Below are 13,541 nucleotides of genomic sequence, written 5' to 3' on the forward strand. Positions count from 1 at the left end.
TTATTTCGATTATTTTAGACGTTTTCGATCGCTTACTAAATTTAAAACTTATTGAAAATGAAAAAAGGTTTCTTATTATTCCTGCTTTGCGCGGTATTTCTTGGGGCAAACGCTCAAAAGAAAAAAGCAGCAACCCTCTTTAACGGTAAAGACCTCACCGGCTGGAAGATACATGGCACTGAAAAATGGTATGTAGATAAGGGAGAACTGGTTTGTGAAAGCGGACCTGATAAAAAATACGGGTATCTTTCCACCGAAAAATCCTACAAGAACTTTGACCTTACCCTGCAGTTCAAACAGGAAGCCAACGGCAACAGCGGTGTCTTCTTCCGTTCGGATATTGATGGTGTAAAGATCAGTGGCTGGCAGGTAGAAGTTGCACCGCTCAATCACAACACCGGCGGTATCTATGAGTCCTATGGCCGCGGCTGGCTCATCAAACCCAAACCCGAAGATGAAAAGATTTTAAAGGAAGGCCAGTGGAACACCATGCGCATTAAGGTGGTGGGAGATGAAGTGACCACCTGGCTGAACGGTCATCAGATGGTTTATTTTAAAGATGAAAAGATCGGACAGGCAAACGGTTTTATTGCACTTCAGATCCACGATGGTGGCGGCATTAAGGTAAGATGGAAGAATTTTAAACTGAAAGAATTATAAGCTGTCAGCTTTCAGATGTCAGCCTTCAGCTATAAGCAGTTGCTAAAAGCTGAAGGCTGATTGCTTTTAGCACTCACTTTTCCCTCTAACAGTCCTTACAGAACCTCCGGTAAATGGCCTCGTATTCCGGTATGATCGCGTCAATATTGAATTGCTGCGCATGATCAAAGGCACGTTGTTTAAACTCGGCCAGTATTTTATCATCGCTTAAAATATAAAGCGCTTTCTCACTCATAGTTGCCACATCTCCCACGTCCGCCAGGAAACCTGTTACCCCCTCTACATTCACTTCTGCGAGTCCGCCCGCATTGGTAGAGATCACCGGAACTCTTGATGCCATTGCTTCCAGTGCCGCCAATCCAAAACTTTCATATTCCGAGGTAAGCAAGAACAGGTCTGCCACGGCAAAGATCTCTTCCATCTGCTCCTGTTTTCCTACAAATACCAGCTTATCAAAGATCCCCAGTTCCCTGCCCTGCTCTTCAGCAGTCTGCCGTTCGGGGCCGTCACCCACCAGCAACAGCTTGGCCGGTATGGTTTTTTGCACTTCGTAAAACACTTTTACCACATCCTGTATCCGTTTTATCTTACGGAAATTGGATGCATGCAGCAGGATGCGTTCCCCGTTTGGTGCCAGCACTTTTTTAAATGCATCCAGCGGCTTGTGGTTGAACCTTGTTACATCGATGAAATTATAGACCACTTCGATATCCTTGCGGATGTCGAAGTTTTTATAGGTTTCTTCCCGGAGGTTATTGGATACTGCCGTGATCACATCACTCTGGTTGATCGAAAAAGCCACCACGGGCGCGTAGGTCTTATCCCGGCCTACCAGCGTGATATCGGTGCCGTGTAAGGTGGTAATAACCGGGATATTCTTTCCTTCCAGCTCCAGGATCTTTTTGGCCATATAAGCCGCCGAGGCATGGGGAATGGCATAATGCACATGCAGCAGGTCCAGGTTGTGGTTTTTGATCACATCCACCATGGTGCTCGCCAGCGCCGTTTCATAGGGAGGAAAATCAAACAACGGGTACTTGGGTACCTGCACCTCATGGTAATAAATATTGGGGATGAACCCGTTCAGTCTTACCGGTTGCTGGTAAGTGATAAAATGTACAAAATGGCCTTTCTCCGCGAGGGCTTTCCCCAGCTCTGTTGCCAATACACCGCTCCCGCCGTAGGTAGGATAACAAACGATTCCAATTCGCATACCCAAAGATATGTTTTGCTTGATAATTACAGGTCCGTTTCTTCTCCGAGAACTTTCAGAACCGGATCATAGGTAAAATTTTACCTTTACAGAAAACAAATAACAGCATGGGTAAAAAATTGTTTTTGATCGCCGGGATATTTTTTTCAGTCAGCGTTCAGGCGCAGACAAAAGATGCAGATTTTATCAGAAAGATCGCAGATGAAATTTTGGTAAACAGCCAGGCCTATGAAAACCTGAGGACCCTTACCAAGACCATCGGCGGACGGCTGGCGGGCTCTCCCCAGATGTATAAGGCCGAAGAATGGGGCTATAACCTGCTCCGGAAAAGCGGCAGCGAAAACACATTCAAGCAGGAATGTATGGTGCCCCACTGGGTACAGGGAGGAACCGACCAGGCAACGGCCCTCCTGGCCAATGGAACCAAAAAAGAGCTGGATATACTGGCCCTGGGGAATACGGAAGGCACCGGAAGCAAGGGTATAAAAGCACCCGTAGTGCTCATCAACTCTTTTGAAGACCTGGAAGCAAAAAAGGATCAGTTAAAAGGAAAAATTGTTTTTTATAACTATCATTTCAATCCCCGGTTCGTACGGACTTTTGAAGCCTACGGCGATGCGGTGAAGTACCGCACACGCGGCACTTCACTGGCGGCAAAATATGGCGCCCTGGCCAGCATGGTGCGCAGCATGAGCCACAGTGTGGACAATAACCCGCATACAGGAGGTACCCGTTATGATTCTGCTTACAAAAAAATACCGGCGGTTGCCATCGGGTTAAGGGATGCCGACTGGCTGGCAGCGGAACTCGCCAAAGGCGCACCCGTATCCGTATCGCTTAAAACAATGGGCCATTTTCTGCCGGACGTGAAGGGACACAATATCATCGGGGAGATCAAAGGCTCCGAATTCCCGGACGAGATCATCACCGTTGGCGGCCACCTCGACAGCTGGGATATCTGTGAAGGGGCGCACGACGACGGAGCCGGTATCACGCAGACCATCGAAATCGCGAGGGCCTACAAAGCCCTGGGATACAAGCCCAAAAGAACCATTCGTTTTGTCCTCTTTGCCAATGAGGAAAATGGTGCCCGCGGCGGGGCTGCTTATGCGGATGAAGCAGCGAAAAATAAAGAAAAGCACCTCCTGGCCCTCGAAAGCGATGCCGGGGGGTTCACCCCCAGGGGATTCGGCGTTACCTGCAGCAATGCGCAGTTCGATAAACTTAAAAGCTGGATCCCGTTGCTGGAACCCTATGGGGCAAACCAGTTTACACAGGGCGGCGGCGGAACCGATGTTTCGTTTATTCATGAAAAGCTGAACATTCCCATGGGAGAGCTGCTGCCGGATTCCCAACGCTATTTTGATATTCATCATGCGCGTTCAGACGTATTTGAAGCCGTAAACAAACGCGAACTGGACCTCGGCGCTGTAAACCTTGCCGCACTGATCTACCTGGTGGATCAGTATGGATTCTGATCACTTTTTCGTCTTATTATTTTCGTTATGGAACAACAGATCCTGCTTAAGGAGCTTGCGACCGAAGACCTGCACTTTGTAAAGCAGGTTTACGACTGGTATGTGCTCCACTCAACAGCAACCTTTCATACAGAACCGGTGACCATTGATGAATTAAGGGAGTTCATTTATATCGGACATCCGAGATTCCGCTCCTGGCTGATCCTGGACGGGCAGCAGCCGGTGGGTTATTGCTATCTGACCAATTATAAAAAAAGACAGGCCTACGATAAAACGGCGGAGCTGACCATTTACCTGTCGCATGATTGTTATGCAAGGGGAATCGGCAAAGCGGCATTGACCCAGCTGGAGGAACAGGCCCGGCAGGCCGGTTTCAACAACCTGCTGGCGATCATATCCGGAGATAATGACCAGAGTATTGGTTTCTTTGAACGTAACAGCTATTTCAAATGTGCCCATTTTAAAAACGTAGGTGAAAAATTCGGGAAAGTACTGGATGTAGTGGGCTATCAAAAGGAACTTTGATTTACAACAGGGATCTTTTTTATAAAACAACCGTTTATGAACCGTTCTATTTTGTTGCTGACACTGCTGCTGACCACCTTCGCAGCCGGATGGGGTCAGCACACCACCGCATCCCCTTTTAAAAGGGAACTTTCCGAGCCCTCCTATGGCCTGTCAAAAATCAAAGGTCTGATAACAAGGGAACAACAGAAACAGGCCCCCTCCTTTGGAAACCGGCCGTTGCCATCCGGCGTTTATGATTCTTTATCCCTGCCCGAGAAATTCACCTATGCCATGATATATCCCGAAACCTATCTTCAGAATTGCAGTGCCTACCCGGGCCAGCTTTTTAAAAACGGGAAGTTATTTGGCCGGCTCAGCGCGGGCTTTAATGAAAATACGATGAGCAGCCGTCAGCGTGCTTTTTTACGTGAAAACAGGGAACTTGTGATGAAGCTGATCCGGCAACATGTAGATGAAAGCCACATAATGGGTCTCAATTACAAGGAAGCGATCGTTGAAATCAAAGGATGGGAAATGATCCCCTACCTTATCGGCTATTATAATAAAGATAAAAACGACCGTGACCTACTCACCACCCTGATGTCATTGATGAAAAGCGGCGCTTATGATGCATTCGTAAACACTACCTATTACGATCAATTGTACGGGAAAAACAGCCGCTACCTGTCTGCAATAGATTATACGGATTCCATCGGGCAATTTCTTTTAAAAACTGCAGCAGCTTATTACAAAAAAGAAAAAGCAGGCAGCAAACACAACCATTAATTTAAATACAATTGCTTTGAGAAAACTGCTCTTATTCCTGGTCCATTGGTCCGCTTTAGTTACAGCTTACGCACAGGAAGGTATTTACCGGCAACCTTCCCCGGAAGCAAAGGCGCACCGGGAATTCCGCCAGAAAATCTCGGTACCGCCTTACGGACTGGAAAAGATAAAAAAAATGATCCCTTCCATAAAGGACGTACCGGGCGACAACTCAGATGAAGGCGTAAGCGCCCTTTCGCCTGATGCCTATCAATCGCTTTCACTACGGGAAAAATTCACCTATACCATGATCCACCCGGAAATGTATGCCCAGAACTGCAGCATCAACATGATCCATTTCCATGAGCACAGGGAGATCTTCGGCTACCTGGTATCCGATGGTGATGAGCAGACCTGGAGTGACCGCCAGCTGGGCTTTCTGCGGGACAACCGGGATTCGGTGATGGCATTGATAAAAGCGTCCGCAACCAGGAGCGGGCGCATGGGTGTTAATTATAAAACAGCCATCGTGGAAATGAATGGCTGGGAAATGATCCCCTACCTTACCGGTTTTTATACCGCCAATAAGAAAGATAAAGACCTGCTTACCGTACTGATGTTATTGATGAAACAGGGAAAATTCCAACCCTTTCTCCATTCCTCTTCGTATAAAAAACTTTATGGTGTTGACGGTAACCATGAAAACGCGCTGGATTACAACAAAGCCAATGAGGAGCTCATCATCAGCCGGGCCAGGACCTATTATGCGGAACAAAAAAAACAATGAATCTTATTTTTCAAATAAAAAGCTGCATTTATATCGCACTGCTGGGCGGATCTTTTACGGCAGCAGCACAACAGTTTGTCCTGATCCCGCCAGGTAGCTACCCCGTGGGGATGAGCGGCTCCGTTGAGAACCCGCCGCGCAGGGTCATCACAAAGGGATTCCGTATCGCCACTACTGAGCTGACAAATGCGGCATTTGAAAAATTCATAACCGCTACCGGCTACATCACAGAAGCCGAGCGTTTTAAGAACGGGCTTGTATTTGAACCGGGCCTTGAAGAGTTCCGCTGGATCACCGACAGCACGGCGTACTGGCGGTATCCGAACGGCAGCAGCCGGGGTGGTATTGAGAACAAGATGGATCATCCTGTTACGGGCATCAGCTTTACCGATGCGCTGGCTTATTGTAAATGGGCCGGTGTGCGGCTGCCCACCCTGGATGAATGGGAAATAGCGGCCCGTGCCGGTTCCTCTACAAAATATTTTAAAGGTGTCACCGATGCAACCATCAGCCGGTACGCCAATATCTGGCAGGGGCCGGATCATTTACAGGCCGACAGCACCGACGGTTTTATGTATACGGCGCCTGTAGCGCATTTCAAACCCAATCCCCTGGGACTGTACGATGTGCTGGGTAATGTATTTGAGTTCTGCAGCGGTACCCTGCCCAGGGATAAGGGACGTAAAGTGGCCCATGCCCGGGGCGGCTCCTGGTGGTGCAGTAAAAATGCCTGTAATTTTTTTAATACCGTTGACATCGGTTCGGTAAATCCCCATGCCTCTTTCAGCAACCTGGGGTTCCGGGTGGTAAAAGAGCCCGGAGGTGCAGATCAGATGCAATAAAAATCTAATACGGATCCGTTACAGCAGGAAATCAAAAAAAGAACTTTAGCTTTACAGCGATCCCGAAAGTGTTCAGGCCGGTATGATCCATGAGATCCGTTACAGCAAAACGGCAACGCCGCTTTGCCGGGAAGTGCCCGTTTTATAAGGAGCTATTGTTGCGATCGGTCCGGATCCGGCGTTTTACACATCAGGTGCTGTCAAAACCTTTATCTGAGACACATGTATAGAAAACCTGTTATCCTGCTGCTGATGTTATGGTGGTGCACGTCCTCCTATGCACAGTATTATCTTTATTCCCCACAATATATAGACAGTATCCGGCAGTTGCTCTCACAGCCGGTGAGCGACAGCATTAAGGCCCGGGCCAGCTTTCAGCTGGCGACCTACTTTGTTTCCAAAGACACCCTTAAGGCCAAAGCCTATATTGCCAGCGGAAGAAAACTGGCTGCTTCCAGCCCTTTTATGATCCAGGTGGCCAATGCAACAGAGGCTTATTACCTGTTTTATACCGGGGCAACGGAACAAAGCGAGGCGCTTTATAAGAAAGTAGAGGAAGGACTGGCCGGTTCCCCGGTAAAGGAAGCGCTGACCATCCGCTCCACTGCCTGGAGCAGCCGCGCTGTAATGCTGCAGAAAGCCGATGATGATAAAGGTTATATCCAGCTGATGCTTTCAAAAGCCATCCCCCTGGCAGAACAGGCGAATGATTCCGCCTCCCTGGCTACCCACTATGTAGGCGTCGGTGTAGCATTTATGAACCTGGATCAAAATGAAAAAGCGGCCTCCTATTTTGACAAAGCCATTCCCATACTGATCCGGTTAAAGTCGGAAAGCCGTCTGATAGCTGCCTATAAGCGTTCCGGCGAAAATTATGTGTTGTTAAAAAAATGGGATAAGGCAAAGGAGACCCTGGAGGCCTTTAAGGCCATCCTCTTCAAATACCCGGAATCAGATCAGTATGCAGGCTATTATATGATTGAAGGGCTGTACCTGAAGGGACAACAAAAGTATAAAGAAGCGATCGCCAGTTTTGATAAAGCTATTGAAAAGGCCAGCGGCCCTAATAAGGTATACTTTATTGATGAGCTGAATTTTTACAAGCTTGATTGCCTGCTGGAAACCAAGGAATACAATAAGGCGCTGACAGTGCTGAAAGCGCTTTCCTCCGATATGCGGAATATGGAAATGGACCAGAACCGCCTGGAAGTGTACCGTAAAGCAGCTGCGGTATACGCCGGACTTAAAGATTACCCCGCTGCCTACAGGTATCAGGCGTTGTACAGTCAGTTAAGCGACAGCCTGCATGAGAGTCATTTCAGAAATGACATTAACGAAATGGAAGCCCGCTACAAAACCGCGGAGTCCGAAAAACAGGTAGCCTCACTAAAGGCCGCCAATGCACAGGCTGCATTAAACGCCAGCAAAACCCGTCTTTTCAACATTGTTCTGGGCGGTGCCTGCTTGCTGCTGCTGGCCTTTGCCACCTTTTACTACTTTTATTATAAAAGCAATAAACGGCTGCTGGAACAGGAGGCCGTCAACCACCGCCAGCAGTTGAAAGAGCTGGCTCAGCAGCAACAGCTTTCCATTACCCGATCTATACTGGAAGGAGAAGAACGGGAGCGGGAGCGGCTTGCAAGGGATCTGCACGACGGGCTGGGGGGCCTGCTTTCAGGTGTAAAGATCAACTTCTCTTCCTGGGCAAAAAACAACCTTCCTGCAGCAACCGATGGTCCGTTCAATAAAATCATGGGACAGCTGGATCATTCGGTGGGTGAACTCCGGCGTGTAGCCCGGAACCTGATGCCGCAATCGCTGATCGAATTCGGACTGGTCACCGCACTTAAGGACCTCTGCGGATTTTATATGAAGGAAGGCCTGGAGATCGATTTTCAGCCCATCGATATCCATCCCGGAATTGACCGGTTGAAGCAGGTGCATATCTACCGCATTATACAGGAGCTGTTGTCCAATACCGTTAAACATGCTACGGCCAGTCACATTTTGCTCCAATGCAGCCAGAATGACGGCATCTTCTTCATTACTATGGAAGACAACGGGATCGGCTTCAATCCCAAAAATCTTTCAGGAAAAAAAGGGTCCGGGATAAAGAATATTAAAAACCGGGTGGATTACCTGGACGGGCAACTGGATATCAGGTCTGAGCCCGGTAGCGGAACCACTGTCAATATAGAGCTGAAAGTAGCCTGATGACTGCTACAAAACCAGGCGAAAGAACATCTAATGAATTTAAAGAAACTGATAACATAAGAATCATGCAGATCGATCACATAGCTATCTGGGCAGACGACCTCGAACAATTACGCCGCTTTTACACCAATTATTTCCATGCTGTGAGCAGCGAACGCTATCACAATCCCCGCAGGGAATTCTACTCCTATTTTCTTTCCTTTGGCAGCGGGGGAAGTCGTATTGAACTGATGCAGATGCCACAGATCAGCGATGCGGGACCAAAACGAGGCTATACCAAAGGGATCGCACACATTGCGATCTCGGTAGGCGGCAAAGAGCAGGTAGACCAATTAACGGAGCAGCTGCGGGCAGATGGTTTTACCATTGCAGGCGAACCTAGAACCACCGGTGACGGCTATTACGAAAGTGTGGTGCTGGATCCTGAAGGCAATGTGGTAGAGCTGGTAGCCTGAGGCATCAGCCGGCCGGACTGAATAATTTTACCACGCCGTCATCTTCACTGCTCACCACGAGCAGCGATTTCTTTGTAGGGCTGTCCTTGGCAGGAATAAACAGTACCCCTTCCGGAGCATCACCGGACTCCAGCAATTGCAAAAACTTCGGTTGTTTTGGATCACTGATATCGTAAACTGCTACAGCGTCTACCCGTTCCATTCCAACAAATGCAACGGGCGTTGTTCCTACCTTACCGATGGCCATGCCTTCCGGCTCAATAGACTTGTCGTCGCTTCTTCCATCGTCATACTTTCCGGCGGCGACCAGTTTTTTATCCAGTTCGTTTTTACTGTCATAAACCTGGGCACCGGTAAGGCCATTCCATACACTGAAAGAACGGGCACCAAAGGAATACAGTTCGTCATAATCACCGTCGCCATCTTTATCTCCCAGGAATTTTGTAATGTTCAGGCGGCCCAGTACTGCTTTTGCCTGTAATGCAGCCGCATCCGGAAAAGCTGCCGCATCCAGCTTTACATCTTTTATCCGTACCGGCTCTTCAAAGTCACCCCACTCACGGGCATCCCCTTCATTGGCCGTAAATAAATAGGGAATACCGCCTACTTCCGTTACGGCAATCCCATCCGGCATATATACGCCTTTAACCGGCCAGTTCTTTAACTCGGTCTTTCCATCCTCATCACTTACATCTATCTCATTGCCGGCCATATTATAATCCTTAAAACCCAGCGGAAAAATTTCCGTTATTGTTTTGGATGTGATATCCATTTTAGCGATGCCGTTGTTTTCCTGCAGGGTGATCCATGCTGTTTTTGAATCGGAGGAAACGGTTATATATTCCGGCTCAATGTCCTTTACGAAATCATTGGTCTTGCCGAAAATGCGGAATCCCTTTGCCTCCAGGGCCGCACGTTTTCCGGCAAACGCCGCAAAGTTCACTGTGGTTACAGCATAGTTCTCCTTAACGGAAATAATGGAAACCGTTCCTTCGGGATCCACTGCATAGCTTTCTGTAGTGGGCTCACCTTCATTGGCGGTAAGAATATAATTGCCATCCGGCGTATAGGTGATCATATCCGGCAGGGCACCTACCGTTATCGATTTTACTTCTGTATAATCCGAAGTATTGAACACAACCACTTTGCCGTTATCTGTTTTTACGGAAGCCTGTATGGCCGCAGCCACTTTACCGGCGGAAACACCAAGACTGTTTACCGCGCCGCCATAGGGCGCCAGGCTGATGGAATGGATCTTTTTGGGTGCAGCAGGATTGCTGATATCCACTACATCAATAAAATTGGTGGCCGTTTCATTATCAACACCGGCGCTGTTGTTCACCACAAACAGCCGCTTTGTAGCCGGGTCATAAGCCGATATCTCTGCAGCGCCCTGATCGCCTACATCAATTTGTCCCACACTTTTAAAAGTGGAAGGATCTTCCATAATCATCTCTTCCGGGGTGATATCATTGTCGCTGCGATCGCAGGCCGTCATTCCAAGCAGCACTGTCAAAAGCAGTGTCATCCGATGTTTCATGCTGATACAATTTGAGCAAATGTATCGGCAGGGGGTTACCAAATTGTAACCAAACCTTTATCAAAATGTTATTACAGTACATCGCCAGTGGCTGAAAATTCCGGGCAACAAGGTCCGCCTGCTCAGAAACTATAGGATCCGGATTGTAGTTCGTAAACGGTTATGCCATCCCGTTTTTCTATCACACGGATCGCATCTTTCTTTTCTTTCAGCAGCAGGCCGTCAGTATCTGCGATCTTCAGCAAGGCCGTACTGTTCGGGGGAATCGCCACTTCCATATGAAGTTTTCCGTTCGTTCGGCTCCAGTTGCTTTTGATCAGCCCTGCGGGCGATTCAAAGGTTGCTTTTGCCCAGCTCAGTTTTGATGTTTCGATCCCGGGGGGCTGAATAATAAATCGTTCATAGCCCGGTTTATCCACCTTAATACCGGCCAGACCATCGATGTACCAGGCGCCGGGATATAAAAAAGAGCTGTGCAGCAGTGAATGCCCCGGCAGGTCTTTTTCCCACATTTCCCAGATTGTTGTGGCGCCATTCGCCTTCATATATCCCCAGCCCGGATAATCCGTTTTGGAGGTCATTTCAAATAACAGGTCCTGCCGGTTCTGCTCCCGCAGCAGTTTGAACAGCAGCGCACCACCTGTTATCCCCACATGGATGTGTCCTTTCCGGCGCACCCGTATCTCATTTTCCAGCCGGGTCCAAACCTGTTTTTTATCCGTATCAGGAACCACGTCTGCAAGCAGGGCCGCAACGAGGTTGCCCATCGAACCATCTGCATAGGAAGTATCCGCCGGGTTGAAGAATTTTTTATGGATGATGGTGCTGAAAGCTTCTGCCTGACCGTTCCATTTTGCTGCCCATTCCTTTTCGCCGATCTGGTCCGCGATCTTTGCTGCGATCCGCAGGTTATAGATGCGGTACAGGTTATTAAAGCACCCGTTCTGGGGCGAATCATTGTTCATCCCTTCCGCTGTGGCATTTGGCCAGAGCCAGTCGCCCAGGAAATCCCATCTTCCGCCAAAGCGCTGCAGTATGCCGTCGCGTGTATTGCTTTCCAGAAAATCGACCCAGTTGCGGATAATGGAAAAGTTCTTCCGGAGGATCGTTTCATCTCCATACTGGCGGTAAAAGTACCAGGGCAGCGTTACCACAATACCGCCCCATGCCGGACCGCCGCCGCCCATATAGGTAGGCGCCGTATGCGGCAGAATACCTTTATGAAGATGACGGCCACTCATCACTTCCTTTCTGGCAAATGCCGTGTCATACATATTACCCACAATGGATTCGGTACCGCTTACATCCCGCCAGTCTTCCATCCACTTGGTATAAAGCGCACCCACCTGATAATTCAGCATTCCTGTTTCACAGGTTGCATGGGCATCACCTCCGTAGCCCAGGCGTTCCCGCTGGGGGCAGTCTACGATAAACCCGCCTAGCGACAGGTTCTCATACGTCCACCGCACGGTATTATAAATCCAGTTCTGCAAAGGATCCGAACAGCTGAAGGTAGCCGCATCCTTATAGGCGGTCCGGGCCATCCATCCTTTAATGGCGCCGGGCTCCGGTTCTTTCGTTACACCTTTTATAGTGATCCACCGGCCGGAGCCGTAATTGAACCGATTCTTAAAAGTGCCTTTGCCTGTTTTATCAAAAATATAGGCACTGTGCAGACCAAAGGTCATTTCCATATTCTCCCGTTCGGAAAAAAGCAGCTCCGCCCGGTGGCCCGGCTTTCCTTCAAGATCAATCGTTGTCCAGCCGGCGAAGTTGACGCCCATGTCCACCCGGTAGGTACTGTCATTGATCTTTTTGACCGATACCGGCCGGATCTCATCAAAAAGCCGGTTCTGTTCTACCTGCTGGGCGGATATTTTCAGTTTGGGATCATAGCTGGTAGCATTCCGCCAGTCTTCATCCGCATAGCCGATGGTGTTCCACTGCGGTTCATCAAGATTGGCATCCCAGAGCTCTCCTCCCATCCTGTTGGAATTCCAGACGCCCAATAGCCGGCTCGGACTGCTTTTAACTTTCCAGGTCGCATCCGTATGAACCGAAGCAAAGGGCCGGGCTTCAGGGCCCGGATCCGCATTTTCATAGAAGTCCACCTGTGCGGCCACGATCGGAGTATTGGGCCGGTCTTTTGTTATATAAGGTCCGTGTATGGACCAGGAAGTGCCCAGCCAGAGACCGATCACATTCCTGCCTTTGCTCAGGTAGGGGGCAATATCATAGGAAACATAACGGGCACGTTTCGTAAGATCTGTTACCGCTGTTGCCATTACCGCATCCCCTACCCGCTTTCCGTTTACATACAGCTCATGAAACCCTGCGGAAGCAACAAACAGCACCGCCTGCCCCGGAAGTTTTTCCAGGGAGAACGATTTCCGCAGCCAGGGATCCGGGATATTGCAGTCCGGTTGTGCCGGATCAAAGACCACCGGGGATCCGATCCACCCTGCCTTCCATTCCTGCGGACGGATGATCCCTGTATGCCAGTACGTGCTTTCACTCCAGCCGGAGACGGCATTTTTTTCATCCCTGACGGCTACCTTCCAGTAGTACCTGCGATCGGAATGCAGTGGCACTCCCTGGAAAACGACCTGTCCCATTTGTGCCGATGGCTTCCATTCGGAATCCCACAGGTCCCCGATATTGGCATCCAGCTTTTTCAACGAGCTGGCCACCAGTATGCGGTATGCTGTTTGCTTTTGCCCGTACAGCTGCTTGTTTGTGCTCTGCAATGTCCAGCTGAACCGGGGCTGCTGAATATCCAGTCCCATGGGCCTTTCCAGGTATTCCACTTTCAGGTTTACGGGAAGCAACGGCGCCTGCGCCACGGACCCCAGAGTTGGCAACAGCAGAAAAAGGGCAGCACATATTTTAAGCATACGCGGTATTGGCATCATTTTATCGTTATCTGTTTTGAATGTTTCAATCCTGCGGCATCTCCTTCCTCCGGTTTCAAAGCGGCCATTGGATGTTCTTCCGTTCACCATTTTCATTTCCGTCCGTCCCGGTATCTCCACTGCCACCGTCTTATTAGGATAGAATAAAAGCCTTTAGAAAGGGTAACC

11 protein-coding genes are annotated in these 13,541 nt (G+C 49.1%); 8 read left to right on the plus strand and 3 right to left on the minus strand.

Annotated features, from left to right (window positions below; translation table 11 throughout):
- Positions 1-57: 57 nt before the first annotated feature.
- Positions 58-660 (plus strand): 3-keto-disaccharide hydrolase, encoded by a 603-nt coding sequence (locus K7B07_RS08070; RefSeq protein ID WP_223708801.1) that lies wholly within the window; start codon positions 58-60, stop codon positions 658-660.
- An 85-nt stretch (positions 661-745) separates the two neighbouring features.
- Here the strand turns inward: K7B07_RS08070 and bshA are convergent, their stop codons facing one another.
- Positions 746-1,873 carry an N-acetyl-alpha-D-glucosaminyl L-malate synthase BshA gene (gene bshA, locus K7B07_RS08075; RefSeq protein WP_223708802.1) on the minus strand — a complete coding sequence of 376 codons (1,128 nt, stop codon included), beginning with the start codon at positions 1,871-1,873 and terminating at the stop codon, positions 746-748.
- 107 nt (positions 1,874-1,980) lie between these two features.
- On the opposite strand from bshA, the gene K7B07_RS08080 reads away from it, so the two are divergent.
- The 7 genes from K7B07_RS08080 (at position 1,981) to K7B07_RS08110 (ending at position 8,921) form a co-directional block, all read left to right on the plus strand.
- The gene (locus K7B07_RS08080) at positions 1,981-3,351 is read left to right on the plus strand and encodes a M20/M25/M40 family metallo-hydrolase (protein WP_223708803.1); all 1,371 of its coding nucleotides are present in this window, start codon (positions 1,981-1,983) and stop codon (positions 3,349-3,351) included.
- 27 nt (positions 3,352-3,378) lie between these two features.
- Complete coding sequence (locus tag K7B07_RS08085) at positions 3,379-3,876, plus strand: GNAT family N-acetyltransferase (RefSeq protein ID WP_223708804.1); 498 nt, start codon at positions 3,379-3,381, stop codon at positions 3,874-3,876.
- A 36-nt stretch (positions 3,877-3,912) separates the two neighbouring features.
- Positions 3,913-4,644 carry a hypothetical protein gene (locus tag K7B07_RS08090; RefSeq protein ID WP_223708805.1) on the plus strand — a complete coding sequence of 244 codons (732 nt, stop codon included), beginning with the start codon at positions 3,913-3,915 and terminating at the stop codon, positions 4,642-4,644.
- A 16-nt stretch (positions 4,645-4,660) separates the two neighbouring features.
- Positions 4,661-5,410 carry a hypothetical protein gene (locus K7B07_RS08095; RefSeq protein ID WP_223708806.1) on the plus strand — a complete coding sequence of 250 codons (750 nt, stop codon included), beginning with the start codon at positions 4,661-4,663 and terminating at the stop codon, positions 5,408-5,410.
- Complete coding sequence (locus K7B07_RS08100) at positions 5,407-6,252, plus strand: formylglycine-generating enzyme family protein (RefSeq protein WP_223708807.1); 846 nt, start codon at positions 5,407-5,409, stop codon at positions 6,250-6,252. The genes K7B07_RS08095 and K7B07_RS08100 overlap by 4 nt, the downstream gene beginning before the upstream one ends.
- A 222-nt stretch (positions 6,253-6,474) precedes the next feature.
- Positions 6,475-8,466 carry a tetratricopeptide repeat-containing sensor histidine kinase gene (locus tag K7B07_RS08105; protein ID WP_223708808.1) on the plus strand — a complete coding sequence of 664 codons (1,992 nt, stop codon included), beginning with the start codon at positions 6,475-6,477 and terminating at the stop codon, positions 8,464-8,466.
- Between the two features lie 65 nt (positions 8,467-8,531).
- Positions 8,532-8,921: a VOC family protein gene (locus K7B07_RS08110; protein WP_223708809.1), complete on the plus strand. Its 390-nt coding sequence runs from the start codon at positions 8,532-8,534 to the stop codon at positions 8,919-8,921.
- 4 nt (positions 8,922-8,925) lie between these two features.
- Here K7B07_RS08110 and K7B07_RS08115 read toward each other — a convergent pair whose 3' ends face one another.
- Together K7B07_RS08115 and K7B07_RS08120 are read right to left on the minus strand one after the other, a co-directional pair.
- Positions 8,926-10,461 (minus strand): choice-of-anchor I family protein, encoded by a 1,536-nt coding sequence (locus tag K7B07_RS08115; RefSeq protein ID WP_223708810.1) that lies wholly within the window; start codon positions 10,459-10,461, stop codon positions 8,926-8,928.
- Positions 10,462-10,583: 122 nt separating this feature from the next.
- Positions 10,584-13,499, minus strand: coding sequence for a family 78 glycoside hydrolase catalytic domain (locus tag K7B07_RS08120; protein WP_223708811.1), 2,916 nt, complete (start codon positions 13,497-13,499; stop codon positions 10,584-10,586).
- Positions 13,500-13,541 lie beyond the last annotated feature (42 nt).

It is taken from the genome of Niabella beijingensis (assembly GCF_020034665.1).
GTDB classification, from domain to species: Bacteria; Bacteroidota; Bacteroidia; order Chitinophagales; family Chitinophagaceae; genus Niabella; species Niabella beijingensis.